Source organism: Vibrio sp. S11_S32, from assembly GCF_014694465.1.
Taxonomy (GTDB): Bacteria; Pseudomonadota; Gammaproteobacteria; order Enterobacterales; family Vibrionaceae; genus Vibrio; species Vibrio algicola.
On sequence record NZ_JAAUWS010000004.1, the window covers coordinates 74,892 to 91,647 of the forward strand.

11 protein-coding genes are annotated in these 16,756 nt (G+C 40.8%); 4 read left to right on the forward strand and 7 right to left on the reverse strand.

All coding sequences use genetic code 11. The features are described 5' to 3' along the window. Positions 1-319: 319 nt before the first annotated feature. The 5 genes from pepN to HC723_RS04045 all read right to left on the reverse strand — a co-directional run bounded on the left by pepN (position 320) and on the right by HC723_RS04045 (position 7,303). Entirely contained in the window at positions 320-2,926 is a 2,607-nt protein-coding gene (gene pepN, locus HC723_RS04025) for an aminopeptidase N (protein WP_190338288.1), read from the reverse strand. A gap of 289 nt (positions 2,927-3,215) precedes the next feature. Further along, on the reverse strand, positions 3,216-3,884 hold the full coding sequence (locus tag HC723_RS04030; protein ID WP_153447154.1) for a hypothetical protein: 669 nt from the start codon (positions 3,882-3,884) through the stop codon (positions 3,216-3,218). A 168-nt stretch (positions 3,885-4,052) separates the two neighbouring features. After that, positions 4,053-6,059, reverse strand: coding sequence for a carboxy terminal-processing peptidase (gene prc / locus HC723_RS04035; protein ID WP_190338289.1), 2,007 nt, complete (start codon positions 6,057-6,059; stop codon positions 4,053-4,055). A 17-nt stretch (positions 6,060-6,076) separates the two neighbouring features. Next, positions 6,077-6,727, reverse strand: coding sequence for an RNA chaperone ProQ (gene proQ / locus HC723_RS04040; protein WP_190338290.1), 651 nt, complete (start codon positions 6,725-6,727; stop codon positions 6,077-6,079). 102 nt (positions 6,728-6,829) lie between these two features. Further along, entirely contained in the window at positions 6,830-7,303 is a 474-nt protein-coding gene (locus HC723_RS04045) for a GAF domain-containing protein (RefSeq protein ID WP_153447157.1), read from the reverse strand. A 67-nt stretch (positions 7,304-7,370) separates the two neighbouring features. Between HC723_RS04045 and HC723_RS04050 the strand changes: the two genes are divergently transcribed. The 4 genes from HC723_RS04050 (at position 7,371) to rsmF (ending at position 14,742) form a co-directional block, all read left to right on the forward strand. Beyond that, complete coding sequence (locus HC723_RS04050; RefSeq protein WP_190338291.1) at positions 7,371-9,203, forward strand: ABC transporter ATP-binding protein; 1,833 nt, start codon at positions 7,371-7,373, stop codon at positions 9,201-9,203. A gap of 131 nt (positions 9,204-9,334) precedes the next feature. Beyond that, the gene (locus HC723_RS04055; RefSeq protein WP_190338344.1) at positions 9,335-10,561 is read left to right on the forward strand and encodes a PqiA/YebS family transporter subunit; all 1,227 of its coding nucleotides are present in this window, start codon (positions 9,335-9,337) and stop codon (positions 10,559-10,561) included. Next, positions 10,551-13,190 (forward strand): MlaD family protein, encoded by a 2,640-nt coding sequence (locus HC723_RS04060; RefSeq protein WP_190338292.1) that lies wholly within the window; start codon positions 10,551-10,553, stop codon positions 13,188-13,190. Before HC723_RS04055 ends, HC723_RS04060 begins: the two co-directional genes overlap by 11 nt. A 112-nt stretch (positions 13,191-13,302) precedes the next feature. Then, positions 13,303-14,742: a 16S rRNA (cytosine(1407)-C(5))-methyltransferase RsmF gene (rsmF, locus tag HC723_RS04065; protein ID WP_190338293.1), complete on the forward strand. Its 1,440-nt coding sequence runs from the start codon at positions 13,303-13,305 to the stop codon at positions 14,740-14,742. A 234-nt stretch (positions 14,743-14,976) separates the two neighbouring features. Here the strand turns inward: rsmF and HC723_RS04070 are convergent, their stop codons facing one another. Continuing rightward, positions 14,977-15,234, reverse strand: a complete 258-nt coding sequence (locus HC723_RS04070) for a hypothetical protein (RefSeq protein ID WP_190338294.1) — start codon at positions 15,232-15,234, stop codon at positions 14,977-14,979. Positions 15,235-15,584: 350 nt separating this feature from the next. After that, entirely contained in the window at positions 15,585-16,673 is a 1,089-nt protein-coding gene (locus HC723_RS04075) for a porin (protein WP_190338295.1), read from the reverse strand. Positions 16,674-16,756 lie beyond the last annotated feature (83 nt).

The window sequence follows — 16,756 nt, forward strand, 5'->3', positions numbered from 1 at the left end:
CCATCATTGGATAGACAATTAACTTGAGGTTGGCATAAATATGATTGGCATTTTTTGCATACCACTCATTTAGTGTAAGAGATATATTACGATAAAGTTAAATAGTTTAAAGCTTATTTAATCGAGTAAAATTCGATTTTGAGACATCAATACATGGTCATACCGCTAGATTTTGTATGAATGGCGTAATTTATCGCTGAAAAAAGTCTAATTAACCATTTATTTTACTATCACTATGATTTTTAGATAAAAAAATGGCGACCATGTGGCCACCATTTTTGTCATCATATTAACTTAATATTTACATTTCTGGTTAATGTCAGGCTTCTAGCGCCTTGGTGATTTTCTCAAATAAATCTTTGGCTAAGTTATCTAATTTTGACAGTTTTTCAAGCTCGGTACGGATCAATTGCTGGCGAGTCTCATCAAACTGACGATATTTCAGTAATGGGTCAATCATACGTGACGCTACCTGTGGATTACTTTCGTTTAAGAACAATAAAACCTCAGTGGCAAACTGGTAGCCCGATCCATCAACAGCATGGAAATTGACTGGGTTATTATTAAAGAAAGCACCCACTAAACTGCGAGTACGGTTTGGATTTTTTAAGCTAAAGGCACTGTGATCCATAGTGGTTCGGATCATAGATAACGCATCTTTGGCTGGATTAGTACCTTGCAACATAAACCATTTATCCATCACTAAACCATCATGACTCCACTTGTCACTGAAGGTTTTCATTAAAGCTTCACGGCAAGTCAGTTGTGCTTGGTTAGCCGCGCTCATTGCCGCCATAGTGTCGGTCATATTATTGGCAGATTCAAACTGTTGGCAAACTAATGACTCACCAATATCGGTCGTCGCAAGGTAAGATAAACATACATTACGTAGCGAGCGTTGACCAATTGCCGCATGCTCAATCGTGTATTCGCTTTGCTTTAAGCTGTGATACGTCGCGGTTAATTCATCAATTAATTCAACCGCTAAGGTTTGCTTAATAAAACCAAGCGCCGCATTAATGGCATCGACATCGACCGGTTTGTACCAGCCTGCAACTTCATTTTGACTTGGCAAGGTTAGCATTTCAGCAATAAACGCAGGCTCAAGTTCGGCGCTTAAAATCACGCCTCGAAACGCATCAATCACATTATCATTCAGTTCAAATGCTTGGTTTTGTTGATAAGCTGCGATATTTGTACGTAAATATTTGGCGATCAGATTTTGCCCTGCATCCCAACGTGCAAACTCATTTTGAGCGTTAACCATCAGGAACATTAACTCTTGATCTGAATGATCATAAGTGAGTTTTATTGGCGCTGAAAATTCACGTAGCAAAGAAATAATCGGTTGCTCGCTAACATTTTCAAACACAAAACTTTGTTGATCTTGTTTAAAATCCAATACGTTATCACATGGCGAACCTTGTATTTGCAATGGAATAATTTGACCATCGGCTTGATACAATTCGACATTCATTGGAATATGCAGCGCTTGCTTTTGGGGTTGATCTTGCGTTGCTGGCGTGTGTTGTTCAAGTTGTAGCGTAAAGGTTTGCTTGTCTGGATTATATTGAGTGGTTGCAGTGACATTTGGCGTACCCGATTGGCTATACCATAATCGGAATTGGCTTAAATCCACACCCGAAGCCTCTTCCATTGCCGCGACAAAATCATCACAGGTTGCCGCCGTTCCATCATGACGTTCCACATACAGTTGGATGCCTTGTTGGAATTTCTCTTCGCCTAACAATGTGTGGATCATACGGATCACTTCACTGCCCTTTTCATACACAGTTAATGTATAGAAGTTATTCATTTCTATGACTTTTTCAGGGCGAATTGGGTGCGACATTGGGCTTGAATCTTCGGCAAATTGTGGGCCCCGAATAATGCGTACATTGTTAATACGGTTGACCGCGCGCGAGCCTAAATCAGAAGAAAATTCTTGATCACGAAAAACCGTTAAGCCTTCTTTCAAACTTAATTGGAACCAGTCACGACAAGTAATACGATTTCCGGTCCAGTTATGGAAGTATTCATGCCCAATGACCGCTTCAATGCCTAAATAATCGGCATCGGTTGCAGTTTGATCATTGGCGAGTACATATTTGGAGTTAAACACGTTTAACCCTTTGTTTTCCATTGCGCCCATATTGAAAAAATCAACTGCTACGATCATGTAGATATCTAAATCGTAAGCCAGTCCAAAACGTTGTTCGTCCCACTTCATGGCATTGATAAGTGATGCCATTGCATGAGGGGCGCGATCTAAATTGCCTTGATCAACGAAGATCTCAAGATCGACTTTTCGACCGGTTTTAGTGGTGAATTGATCGCGTAATACATCAAATTGTCCTGCCACTAAAGCAAATAGATAAGAAGGTTTTGGGTGTGGGTCTTGCCATTTAACCCAATGACGACCTTGCTCTAAATCACCGCTATCAATTCGGTTACCATTACTCAATAAGTATGGATTTTCCGCTTTATCAGCGATCACTGTGGTGGTGTATTTGGCTAACACATCTGGGCGATCAAGGAAGTAAGTAATGCGTCTGAATCCTTCCGCTTCACATTGAGTACAAAATGCGCCGCCCGATTTATATAAACCTTCTAATGCGGTATTAGCCGATGGATTAGTTTTGGTTTCAATGGTTAAGGTGAAATTGTCAGGCAGATTATTGATGGTTAGGTTTGTTTTGCTTAGTTGGTAATCTTGCCATTTTATGTCATCAACTTTAACGCCCACCAATTCCATGTGTTCACCATCTAAAGTCAGGCTATTGCAGGTGCCAAGTTTGATCACTTTAGATACCGCAATAACCGTGGTGCTGTCATCAAACAGATCAAAGGTTAAATCAAGATCGGTAATGGTAAATTCTGGAGAGGTGTAATCGTTACGAAATTTTGCTTGAGGCAGCTGGCTCATTATTCTTCCTTTTGAGTAGTTTCCATGCGTCTGAACCTTGTTAAATGATCACAAAAAAGTCAAATGTTCACAAACAGAGTGGCGCAATATTGAATCGGATAATTCTAACCCTTTTACCCGTGATCACCTTGAAGGCCATCACAGATAGGCTGATAAAAGTTAGATTTGTTGCTACTTCCATTCTTGCATAATTGTTTGCTTATTCCCAGATTCACAGCAGTAAAAGTATGCTAATTGGCCAACAGATAAAATATTCGCTTGGCTGAGGATATTTTAATTATCGATCCTGCTACTCATCATCTCGTTGAAAGGCAATGTACATATCAAGATCATTACTCGACAAGATCAATTGCTTGGCTTGCAGACTAAATTGTGAGGTTTGTTCACCATCTTGAAAAATAAACGAAATATTATTATCTTCAATGTAATACACCCCTTCACGGGATTTTATCGTTCCATCTTGAGTCATGGAATGAATGGAGAAATAAAAATTGGGCTCTAACTGCAAGGTAATATGACTGAGTTGACTCGAAGCAACATCAACCCCACGAATGTAAGTGCTTTGCCAATAACCCGATAAATGAGCAGGGAGTAATTTAGTAAAAGCGACCCCATTGAGTAGTAGTTTATGCGGATTGACTCGATAACTATAAATTTGTGGATCATGCGAATTCGGTCCTAATGTCAGAACCCCATCATCAACGGTAAAATCCCCTTGCCAACTATCGACTGATTTATCCTTACGTTTAATCGCGATGCTAAAGCGATAATTCGATTCAAGTTGCAAACGAATATAAAGAAAATCATCTGGCAACTCGTCTGGCATTGGATTTAACACAACCCATTGCCCAATCAAAAATGGATTTTCAAATAAGAACATGTCCATTTTCTTTGGCGCATCAACAGTGGCAGCACCTAAACTGAGCGAACATAAAAGGATCATCATACTTTTCAACATACGCCTATCACTACCAAATTTAAACACGGTAGTTAAAGTTTAGGCTATGTGATTTAACTCGCAAATTTGTTTGAACTACAATTTTTTTGACGCATAAAAAAACGAAGCCGGTGAAAATTCACTGAGGGCTTCGTTTCTATTTTACTTATTTTGATCGATGAGAAAAAGTTAACTGTTACTCATATCGGCAGTTATCGCTACCGCTTCATCAAGATAAGCATCGGGAGCTTCGTAATCTTTAGGAACATCTTCTAATGTTTTAAACGTTGGTTTACCCGCCGCTTTTTCACGTACATTAATACGATCCAGTTTTAGTTGATCTTCTTTATCCGACTCTTGCTCGCGGAATTTTTCATTTAAAGAGATGGTGGTATCGTCTTTTTCAGCCTGATACTTTTTAATGTCTTCTTTAATGAAAGTAAATTCACGATCATTGGCAATACGCGCTTTATGTTCAGCGATAAGTTTGGTCACCAGCGATTGTTCATCACTTGGCGTCACCACAGTTTCATAATTTGCTTTTGCAATTTGATCCCACGGCAAGGCATTATCTTCAACACTTTCACCGGTATCTTCAGGTAAAACGGCGGCTGGGAACGCAATGTCCGGTGCTACGCCTTTACGCTGAGTACTGCCACCACTGATGCGGTAGAATTTTTGAATCGTGTATTGAACAAAACCTAATGGCTTATCAAAGTTATCATAGATATGCGTTAATGAGCGATGCTGTTGAACCGTACCTTTGCCGTAAGAGTTTTCACCGACAATAACGGCGCGATCGTAATCTTGCATTGCGGCGGCAAAAATCTCTGACGCTGAGGCGCTGTAACGGTTAATTAATACCGTCATTGGGCCATCATAGTTTTCGATACCGTCATTATCACTGTCTACATTAACTCGGTCATAACTATCACGCACTTGGACCACCGGCCCTTGAGTAATAAATAATCCCGATAATTCAATAGCTTCGGTTAATGCGCCACCACCATTGTTACGTAAATCCACCACCACACCGTCTACTTTCTGTTTATTCAAATCCACCAGCAATTTTGCTGTATCTTTGGATAAACCAACATAGAAGCTTGGTACTTCAAGTACGCCGATTTTCTTACCGTTTTGTTCAATCACTTTGGATTTCACTGCGCGGTCTTCTAAACGGATTTTATCTCGTACAATTGTGACAACGTGACTTTTGGCGTTTTTACCCTCTGGCAGTATCTGCAGATTAACCTTAGTGCCTTTTGGCCCTTTAATTAATTGCACCACATCATCCAAACGCATGCCGATAATATCGACCATTTTCTTGCCATCTTGGCCGACGGCAATAATTTTATCACCTTCTGCCAATTGCTTAGAACCCGCAGCCGGACCGCCAGTCACAAGAGAACGTATCGTGGTGTAATCGTCATCGGCTTGCAGTACTGCACCTATCCCTTCAAGCGATAAACTCATTTCTGCTTGGAATTCATCGGCTGAACGTGGTGACAAGTAACTGGTGTGGGGATCGATTTGGCGAGCAAATGCATTCATGTAAATTTGGAATACATCTTCACTGTGCGCTTGAGTAATACGTTTGATGGCATTGTTATAGCGCTTAGTTAGCAACTCTTTAATTTCCGGCCATTTTTTACCGGTTAATTTTAAGTTTAATGCATCGTATTTAACACGTTCGCGCCATAACTCATCAACTTCCGCTTCGTTTTGTGGCCATTTGGCTTTTGAACGATCCAGCTCCATTTTCTCATCAGTATCAAATTTGATTTCATGATCTAATAAAGTTAGTGCGTAAGAATAACGTTCATATCGACGTTTCATCGATAAATTGAACATATCAAAAGCGGCTTTAGTGTCGCCAGATTTCAGCTGATCATCAATCTCACTTTCAAATGGTTTGAAAGCATCAATATCTGATTGAGTGAAAACATTACGACTGTAATCGAGAGATTCTAGATAACGATCAAAAATACCTTTTGAAAAGGCATCATCAAGTTTGAAGTGTTTATAGTGAGAACGAGTAAAGCGAGATGCCACTCGTTGACTGGCAATAGCATGCTGAGCCTCAGCCGTTAATACCGGAATCTGAGACTCTTTAATTTTAGCTTCAGCCGCCAAAGCTGAATTTGCTGTTAGCACAAGGCTAACAGCAAATAGTGACGCTTTTAATCGGAAATTCATGCGTAGGATTATCCCCTTTATACGCGCAAGTGCTCCGCTTTCACGACCATTTGTAAGCCGTTAGCAAGGCGAACACGAACATCATCCTTGTTAATTTCGACAATAGTTGCAGCCATATTGCCCTGACCCATATTAATATTAATATCGCTACCAAGAACAATTTCATCAGCATTTAACGCGCGAGTTTCAACAACTGCAGGTTTTGCTGGTTTTGCAACTTTCGCTTTTGGATCTGTTTTAGGTTTACGTGGCGCTTTTGGAGCAGCTTTGGCTTTCGCTTTAGCGGCTGCAATTCTTTCTTCTCGGTTTTTATCCGCTTGTTCTTTACGACGAGCTTGAACACGAGCTTTGCTTTCAGCGAGTGCTGTTTTAGCATGCTCAACATGTTCTGCTTCTAACTCACCACACGCATTACCATCAAGGTCAACACGTTCTGTACCAAGTTTTACACCGTGAAGGTAACGCCAAGATGACGTGTACTGACGTAATGCGGCGCGCAATTGAGTTTTGCTCACTTTCTCGTCTTCGCTTAAACGCTCTGCAAGGTCTTGGAAGATTCCAATCTTTAGAGGCTTAGCTTCGCCTTCAAGGGTAAAGCATAGTGGGAAACGTTCAGCAATATACGCAATAACTTCTTTGCTGTTTTTTAACTTTTCAGTGTTTTCCATGGGGGGTCCTGGTTAATGCGGGTAAATTTCCGCACGGGTGTTCATAAAATTATTTTGGCTATTATAGTGAGATGGAAATGAAAAACCACCTGCATGTGCAAATTATCGTGGTGAAATATGCTTTTGAAGGATTATTTCTACCTGTGCCATCAAATCTGACAAGCCTTTTTCATCTTCGGCACTAAATCGGTCAAATAGTGGGCTATCAATATCCAATACCCCTACTATCTCATTATTAATGGAGAATGGGATCACTATTTCTGAATTACTTTGAGCATCACAGGCAATATGGCCAGAAAATGCATGTACATCTGCCACTCGCTGGATTGCATTTTGTGCCACGGCACTGCCACAAACACCACGGCCAACCGGAATGCGAACACAAGCAGGATTGCCTTGAAATGGGCCTAACACTAACTCATTGTCTTTAAGCATATAAAAGCCGACCCAATTAATGGATTCCAGCTCCATATTCAATATCGAGCTAATATTAGCTAGGTTCGCAATAAAATCAGGTTCTGATTCGATCATCGCGACCACTTGCGCGGTTAAACGTGAGTACAACTTATTTGACATGCTTCACTTCCATATTTTAACTAATTCCGTACAATGTCAATATTGCAAATAGGAATCATTATCACTCATGAATACTAATAATCAACCTATAATTAACCAGTCTTGGCTTATTACTCAAGTAAAACAGCACAAAAGAAAACTGATTGCTGCAAATTTAATCGCGATAGTCGCCACCATGCTCAGTGTCCCTATCCCGTTATTAATGCCATTAATGGTCGATGAAGTGCTATTAAATCATCCATCGACTGGCATTGAAGTGATGGATCATATTTTGCCAACATCATTGCACACCCCAGCAGGTTACATTGGGCTGGCCTTTGGATTGATCATTTTAATGCGCACTGGCAGTCAATTGTTGAATATTCTACAAAGCCGTCAATTCACTTTAGTGTCAAAGACCATTACTTACCAGATCCGCAGTAAAATGATTGATAAATTGGGCTTAATTAGCATTCAACAATACGAAACTCGTGGTAGTGGCAGTATCAATGCCCACTTAGTCACCGACATTGAAACTATTGATAAATTTATTGGTTCCACCTTAAGTAAATTTGCCATTAGTTTCTTAACGGTATTGGGTACTGCCGTCGTTTTGTTATGGCTTGATTGGCGTTTGGGCTTGTTTATTTTACTGGTGAATCCTTTCGTGATTTACTTTTCACGCAAACTGGGCAGTAAAGTTAAGCACCTAAAACAAAAAGAGAACCAGTCTTTCGAGCGTTTTCAAAATCGTTTAGTTGAAGTTTTAGATGGTATTTATCAGTTGCGCGCGGCCAATAAAGAATCGATTTACCTACAAGAATTAAAACAACAAGCCAATCACATTCGTAATGACGCCGATCAATTTGCTTGGCAATCTGAAGCCGCAGGCAGACTCTCTTTTTTACTGTTTCTGCTCGGTTTTGAATTATTTCGTGTGGTTGCCATGCTAATGGTGGTGTTTAGCGATCTCACTATCGGGCAAATCTTTGCTGTATTTGGTTACTTGTGGTTTATGTTAGGTCCGGTACAAGAATTATTAGCGGTGCAGTTCTCTTGGTACAGTGCAAAAGCGGCCTTACAACGCATTAATAGCTTATTGCAAATGGAAGAAGAGTATCGACCTATCTCTACCACTAACCCTTTTGTCTCAAGCGCCAGTGTCGATGTTGAACTTCATAATGTTGACTTTGCTTACAATCTCGATCAAAAAGTTTTACGTCAACTAACATTAACCATACCAGCCGGCAAAAAAGTGGCGCTGGTTGGGGCTAGTGGTAGCGGTAAATCCACTTTAATCCAATTACTTATTGGCGTTTATCGCGCACAAAGTGGTACAATTTCATTCAATCATACCGATTGCGAAAAAATAGGGTTTGAAATTATTCGAGATCAAATCGCAGTTGTGCTGCAAAACCCTGTTTTATTTAATGATACTTTGAGGCAAAATCTGACCCTTGGTAGTAAGCACGATGATAATGCTTTATGGCATGCACTCAATCTGGCGCAACTCGATGATGTTATTAATCAATTGTCGGATGGGCTTGATACTCAAATCGGTCGTCAAGGGGTGCGATTATCCGGCGGACAGCGACAAAGACTGTCGATTGCCAGAATGTTATTAACCGATCCGAAATTTGTTATTCTCGATGAAGCAACCTCGGCATTAGATACTGCCACCGAATCTCGGCTTCATCGCGCGATGAGTACATTTTTAGCTGGGCGTACCACCTTAATTGTCGCGCATCGATTATCGGCCATAAAACAAGCCGACCTCATCTATGTACTCGAAGATGGGCAAGTGACACAAACCGGCACTCATGGGGAGTTGCTCAATCAACAAGGACTTTATCAAGCGCTTTATGGCACAAGTAATATTGAACATGGTCAGTCAAATCCTGCCACTGAAATACAGTTCTGATAAACACGCCTACGTTATTTCGCTAGGATCGCTTTGTGAGCTCTGAACCCTCTGGCCAGTTAGAGAATATAAAGGACAATAACAAGCAAGGTGCTGTTTTAGCGCCTTCCTCGTCAACCTCTGCTTTCAATATTAAGCAAGCACAGATTATTTGCCCTGTTTGTGAGATCAAAATTTCAACTCTCGAACTACCACAAGGCAAAAATGCACACTGTCCTCGCTGTGACACTCAACTTTATCGTGGCAGTCATAAACCGTTAAGAGACAACTTATTTCTCGCATTGACGGGATTGTTGTTTCTGATCCCTTGCTTGTTTTTTCCCTTTGTGACCATTCGACTGTTTAATATTAATTTTTCCGCTAATTTAGTCAGTGGTTCATACGCGTTAATGAAAGAAAGCTCCGTTATTCTCGGCTTTATTGTGTTGTTTTGTAGTGTATTAACCCCGTTAATTGTCTTTGGAACCGTCATCACAGCCCATTGGGGACTCACCCGTCAACACTTTACAATATTCAAGTATTCTCTACTGATTTTTCAACGCTTAAAACACTGGATGATGCTAGATGTGTTCCTGCTCGGGATTGCTATCGCCTTCTTTAAATTAAGCGAGTACGCCACGATCACACCAAAAATGGGCCTCGCCTGTATTTTCTTAACTCAAATTGTGACCATTTTTTTATTATCTCGTTTGAGTGTGAGCCGTTATTGGCAACGTTGGCAGTCATCCGAGCAGTTTCAATTTGATGATGTTCAAACTCATTGTCATCACTGCCACTTATCTCAACCAGAAAGCCAGTCATGTGTGCGTTGCGGTTTCATCATTCATAAACGTAAGCCCAATTCAATTCAAAAGACGTGGGCATTTTTGATCACCGCAGCGATTCTAATTTTACCGGCAAACTTGCTGTATATTTCGATTTTCTACAGTAATGGTAAACGCTATGAAGACACGATTTTTTCAGGCGTTATCTCGTTTGTGAAAAGTGGCATGCCAGAAATTGCCTTCATTATTTTTGTTGCTAGTATAGCGGTCCCTATCGCAAAAATTATTGGTTTGATTTACATTTTGATCGGCATTCAGTTTAAGCACGTCACAGATTACACTCGAAGGATGAAAATTTACTTATTTGTAAAGTGGATAGGAAAATGGTCCATACTGGATTTATATGTTATCGCCATCACCATTGCTTTGGTTGACCGCGATCAAATTCTTGATTTTTTACCCGGCCCCGCTGCAATTGCGTTTGCCGGTGTTGTTGTCCTAACCATGCTTGCCGCAGAAAGCTTAGATCCCCGCCTCATCTGGGATGATTCTGCTTCAAACACACCACAAAAAGAATCACTACATGAAAAATGAGCAGCCCCCTATGAATAAAGTCACGGTCAAAAGTGAACGTAAAATATCACCATTATGGATCTTGCCATTAATTGCCCTGTGTTTGGCAGGATGGCTTGGTTATAAGACTTACTCTCAAATGGGTGAACGCATACAAATCCACTTTTCTGATGCTCAAGGTTTAGTTGAAGGAAGGACCACGATCCGTTATCAAGGTTTAGAGGTCGGAATTGTTAAAAAAATCAGTTTATCGGATAACTTAAAAGATATTTATGTTTCTGCCGACATTTATCCAAAAGCCAGCCAACTCCTTTCTAAACATACCCGTTTTTGGTTAGTCAAACCTCAAGCCAGCCTAAGTGGTATCACAGGTCTTGATGCTTTGGTGTCTGGTAATTATATTGCCATCGATCCTAATAATTCGGAAATAAACAAACCGTCGAAAAATTTCTCGACCAACTATACTGCCCAAGCCGAAGAGCCGATGGATATTCGCGCTCAAAATGGTTTTAATCTCACCTTAACCTCGAAAGATTTAGGCTCCATCTCGGTAGGCTCTAAAATCATGTATCGCAAGATCCCGATTGGCGAAGTCACTAATTTCACTTTATCGAAAGATTCAAGTGAAGTTAAAATTAATGTCTCGATTCAAAAGAAGTACGCTCACATTATTAATTCTGACAGTCGTTTTTGGAATGTCAGTGGCATGAATACCAGCGTTGGTTTTAATGGTATCGACGTACAACTAGAAAGCTTAAATGCGCTACTCACTGGCGGCATTGCGGTCGATTCGCCCCAAGATGGCAAATCTATCTTGCCGGATAGCGTTTATCGTTTATACCCAGATATAAAAACCGCTGGGCGTGGTACTCGCATCAGCATGACATTACCCGATAAAAGTAAAGTCTCGGCCAATGCTCCTATCATGTACAAAGGTATCGAGATCGGTCAAATCACCAATGTGCGTTTATCTGACGATAAAGAATCGGTTAGAGCCTCTGCCGCCATCCAACCTGCTTTTAATGAAGTGTTAAACCAAGGCTCACAGTTTGTTTTAGAAGAGCCAAAACTGTCGTTAACCGATATGGAAAATGTGTCGAATCTGATCACCGGAAACTTCTTAACTTTAGTCCCTGGCGTTGGACCAAAAATTCGCCATTTCGATGTTATTCGTAAAAATGATTTGTTACGCACCAAAAACCTCACCACGCCAATAAGGTTAACCTCGGATAATACTTATGGACTCGAAGCTGGCACCCAAATTCTTTACAAAGGGATCCCTGTCGGCAATGTAAACAAAGTATTTTTACAAGACGATAAAGTGATCTTTGATGCCCAAGTCAATTCTCAATATGCCAAATTAGTTAAATCACAAAGTCGATTCTTTGTTAGCGGCAGTGTTGATGCTCAAATTAATGGTATGGGACTCAGTGTTTCAATGCCACCAATGAAACAATTATTAGCCGGTTCGATTAGCTTTGATAGCCGAGGCTCAGGCACTATCAATAATCAATACCACCTTTATTCAAGCAATGCTTTAGCCGATCTAGCAAAATATGAAACTTCTGGCACCACTAGCTTAACCTTGCTTGCACCGAAACTTCCCTCAGTATCCAAAGGCAGCCCTATCCTTTATCGCAACCTTCAAGTGGGTAAAGTATCAAGCTTTAAACTGGTCGACGGCGGAGTTAAAATTTATATTCGTATCGAGAACCGTTATCAACACTTGATCACGCCTCATACTGTTTTTTGGAATTACTCAGGTATTAAAGTGGATGCCAATTTAAGCGGCGTTAGCGTGACCACGTCACCTTTAGCATCGTTAATCAAGGGCGGTATTGCATTCGATTCAGTAACTGGTGTCGAAAACAAATTAAATGCTAACTGGATATTGTACGACGATTATAAATCCGCTCGTCAATTTGGCCGTCAAATCACCTTAACGACTAAACACAACAGCACGGTTAAGAAAGGCATGCCAATTAAATATCAAGGTGTTGCGATTGGTGAAGTCACCTTTGTCCGCCCTGACTTTAAGTTAAACAATGTTGATATTACCGCGCGTATCTTCCCTGAATATGTAGCAAATATTGCCAAACAAGGCAGTCAGTTCTGGGTGGTATCCCCTGAAATTGGCCTTGATGGCGCTAAAAATATCGACACTTTATTAAGTCCTTATATTCAAGTGCAACCGTCGACTAGCACAACGGCCAGTTATAAATTTAATTTAAACAACCATCCGCAATCACCAGCGGGTGTGACTTTTTACTTACAAAGCTTAAGCAAAAAGTCATTAAAGGTCGGTACTCCTTTGTTATATCGTGGTTTTGAAGTTGGCCGAGTGTCGGCTGTGGAGTTGGGACCATTAGCCGATCGCGTGATCACAACCTTAAAAGTTTCCCCTAAATATGCTTACCTTGTGCGTAAAAACTCGGTTTTTTGGGATATTTCCGGGGTCAATGTTAGCATTGGTTTATCAGGCGCCAATGTAAAAGCAGGCACTATGGACAGTATTTTGCGCGGTGGCATAGCCTTTGCAACCCCAGAAGAAGATGAGTTAGCACCAAAAGCCGTTGCTAAAACCACCTTCTTATTATATAAAGAACCTCAACCAGAATGGTTAACGTGGCAAAAAGCGATACCTCATTAATGGTCGCTAACTATAATCAATAACATAATTACAATGCAGCCATTTTTTGGCTGCATTTTTTCGTAATAAAGCATAAAATCGCTGCGTCATTTTCTAGTACCCCGAGGCTATTTTGCACCCTAACGTTAAGCTGCCATCTGAATTTTTATCTTTAGTCGAATCCACCATGCCGTCTCACTTAAGCATGGAAGAATTTATTTCGGCCTGCCAACGTCCATTGCGTCGTAGTATTCGCGTCAATACCTTAAAAATCTCCGTTGCCGATTTTTTATCTTTAGCGGAAGAAAAACAGTGGACTCTCGAGGCAGTGCCTTGGTGTGATTGCGGATTTTGGCTTGATCGCGCCGACGAAACCGTTCCACTGGGAAATACCGCTGAGCATCTCTCCGGTTTATTTTATATTCAAGAAGCCAGTTCGATGTTACCGGTTACCGCGTTATTGGATAATAATCAACAGCTTGACCTGGTTCTCGACATGGCCGCCGCTCCAGGTTCTAAAACCACTCAAATCGCCGCCGCAATGAAAAATGATGGCGCGTTGGTGGCAAACGAATACTCTGCTAGCCGAGTAAAGGTACTGAGCGCCAATGTGCAGCGTTGTGGCGTACATAACACCGCATTGACGAACTTTGATGCCCGTGTGTTTGGCGGATGGCTTCCTGAACAGTTTGATACCGTTTTACTCGACGCTCCCTGCTCAGGCGAAGGCACTGTCCGAAAAGATGCCGATGCGATGAGCAATTGGAGTTTATCTTCGGTCAGCGAGATAGCCCTCACCCAAAAAGATTTAATTGAAAGTGGTTTTCATGCCTTAAAGCCCAATGGCACGCTGGTGTATTCCACCTGCACATTAAACCTGCAAGAAAATCAACAAGTCTGTCAGCATTTAAAACAGACCTTTGGCGATGCGGTGGAGTTTCAGCCTCTAGGTGAATTATTTAGCGGCGCAGATCAAGCAATGACCGAAGAAGGCTTCTTGCATATTTACCCACAAATCTTTGACAGTGAAGGTTTTTTTGTTGCTAAAATCAAAAAACTTGCTTCTGTCACACCGCCACAAGTCAAAAAACGTTTGGGTCAGTTTCCATTTGAAAAAGCGCCTGAAAAATTAGTTTTAGAGCTGCAAAACTCATTAGACGATACCCTCGCACTTTCTATTCCCAACAGCAGCGAAGTTTGGATCCGAGATAAAGAAGTGTGGTTATTCCCAAGTGCTATGACTCACATGATCGGAGAACTTCGCTTTGGTCGTATTGGGATAAAATTAGCTGAGATACTCAAGCCTTCCAAAAAGCCAAACCAATCACCGTTTCGCTGGCAACATGAAGCGATTATGGCATTAGCCAAGCCAGGTAATGTCACAATGGTTGAATTAAGCCAAGCAGAAGCACGTGAATGGTTTATGGGGCGCGATGTACGGCCTAACCAAACCGGTTCGGGTGAGGTTATTGTCAGTTTTGAACATCAAGTGATTGGACTAGGTAAATGGGTTAGCAACCGGATCAAGAATGGGCTGCCGAGAGAACTGGTGAGAGATAAAAACTTATTCTGATTTTTTAAGCCAATTAGCTTTGCACCAATTAGTTTTGCACCTATTCGCCTTGAATTAATTGATTTTAAAGCGATTGATTTTGAAACGAATAATTCTTGCCGTTATTAATTTTAAACCAATATCGATTGATACCACTTTATGCCGTGTTAGGCATACACAAATTCAATCGATATTGGAATAATTAGAGCGCGAAGGTTAAAGCCAAAACCCCATCATACTCATTATAATTTACGCTTATATTTCTTCCATAAAGTGCATTTCATTGGTTAACACACCCGCTTTTTCACGATGTTTTTCTGTTGCTGGTGATTTTATAAAAGCTTTGGCCACCTTTACATTTTCAACTTTAAAAATGATAAAGACGTTATTGGACTCTCCTTTCCATACGTTTTTTAGTATTAAGCCTGCTTCCTCATAAACTACTGTGCTGACGCGAAAAAAATTCTGCCAAACTTGATAGTCTTGTACTGATTGACGACAAAATAGATACATAGAGAACCCTTACTTCAAAAAAATACTGCCCCGTATATGGTGCAGCGGTGTGCATTAAAATCCAATCGCACACAGGTTTCAACCCTAAATGAAAAAAGATTGATGTAAAACAATTTACCGTTATTCACATGTCCACAAAACAATCTATTTATCATGAAGATACAATCGAACATCGTTTTAATTTAAAAATAAAAACACAGTTAAACATGATGATTTACCCTTAGCCTCTAGATTTAAAGTTGGCTTACCTGTCACTGGTCGATTCAATATCTTATAAAGAGAAAAAACGCATAACATTGACTGCTATGCGCTTCATTTAGGATAATGTATTTAAATCTAGCTTGTGAAACTTAGATTTCGAAACGAATACCAACACTGTAGAAGTTTTCGTCAGCATCGCCGCCGAAGCCATCTGTACGCAGTCCAGCCGATGTACCTGAAGCATAACCATTTTCACCATTACGTAACTCATAAGTGGTGTAAATCGAAGACATTGCCGTTAGTTTGTATTGAACTTCGAAAGTAGTGTCCTTAAGCTCTAATTCATCACCGCCGTCATTTTGCAAATTACGGTAACCAGCACGGAATGCCCAATCATCATTTAAGTCGTAAACCGCGGTAAACTCCATTACTTTATCAGTACTAGTGTTCGCGTAAATACCATCAACTTCATCTTGAGAATACAATGCACCTAACATTAATTTATTTAGGTAGTAACGTGTGCCCACACCCCAGAATTTGTATTCTGCGCCGTCAACGTTTTTACCCGCAACCTTTGTATCGTCAGCTTTAGTCTGTTGGTATGCTACAACAGGTGCCAATGTACCTGCACCGCCCATATCGATGGTGTAACGAAGCGCCGCATTGTAGCCGTAATCTAGATTTGAAGTGTCGTTACCGAAGATGTATGCACCAGAAACGTCTAAGTTACCAATGGTGTTTTGGTATTGCAGAGTGCCGTCTTGACGAAATACTTGTACCGCTGTTTTATCAACCATACTTGCTTGACGCGCCATAGAAACATCTGATGTTGCAAACACATCACCAATGTCTGTGAACATGATCAAACCAGAATCAACACGACCGCCTTTAATTTTACCGTATTCATGTCCATCGATACCGGCCCATACATAACGAGCGGTTAAATCAGAAGATTTTGGATCTAATGAGTTAGCGTATTCCGCTGCCCCAACTTGATATTGTGCTTGACCGATAACGTCAGCATGTTCATTAATAGTTTGAGAACCACTAAGGCCGATACGTCCATCAAACACACCACGAGTATCTTGATCGTTGGTACCTTTGTTTGTGATGTTGTAACCCAAACGGCTGTATAAGTTTACATGAGAACCGTCTTCTGCTTTATAGATATCAGCAGCGCTGGCTGCAGTGGAGAGAAGTAATGCAGGGATTAATGTAGACAGTAGTAACTTTTTCATCATAAAACCTTTAATTATTATATTGTTTTAACCAGCGGTATGCTGATTAAAATCGAATGACTTATCCAAACCTTGTTCTATTT

Bases quoted from the DNA above. Each gene is read 5' to 3' on its own strand.
- pepN (WP_190338288.1), bottom strand. From the start codon at position 2,926: ATGAGCCAGCTGCCTCAAGCAAAATTTCGTAACGATTACACCTCTCCA.
- HC723_RS04030 (WP_153447154.1), bottom strand. From the start codon at position 3,884: ATGTTGAAAAGTATGATGATCCTTTTATGTTCGCTCAGTTTAGGTGCT.
- prc (WP_190338289.1), bottom strand. From the start codon at position 6,059: ATGAATTTCCGATTAAAAGCGTCACTATTTGCTGTTAGCCTTGTGCTA.
- proQ (WP_190338290.1), bottom strand. From the start codon at position 6,727: ATGGAAAACACTGAAAAGTTAAAAAACAGCAAAGAAGTTATTGCGTAT.
- HC723_RS04045 (WP_153447157.1), bottom strand. From the start codon at position 7,303: ATGTCAAATAAGTTGTACTCACGTTTAACCGCGCAAGTGGTCGCGATG.
- HC723_RS04050 (WP_190338291.1), top strand. From the start codon at position 7,371: ATGAATACTAATAATCAACCTATAATTAACCAGTCTTGGCTTATTACT.
- HC723_RS04060 (WP_190338292.1), top strand. From the start codon at position 10,551: ATGAAAAATGAGCAGCCCCCTATGAATAAAGTCACGGTCAAAAGTGAA.
- HC723_RS04070 (WP_190338294.1), bottom strand. From the start codon at position 15,234: ATGTATCTATTTTGTCGTCAATCAGTACAAGACTATCAAGTTTGGCAG.
- HC723_RS04075 (WP_190338295.1), bottom strand. From the start codon at position 16,673: ATGAAAAAGTTACTACTGTCTACATTAATCCCTGCATTACTTCTCTCC.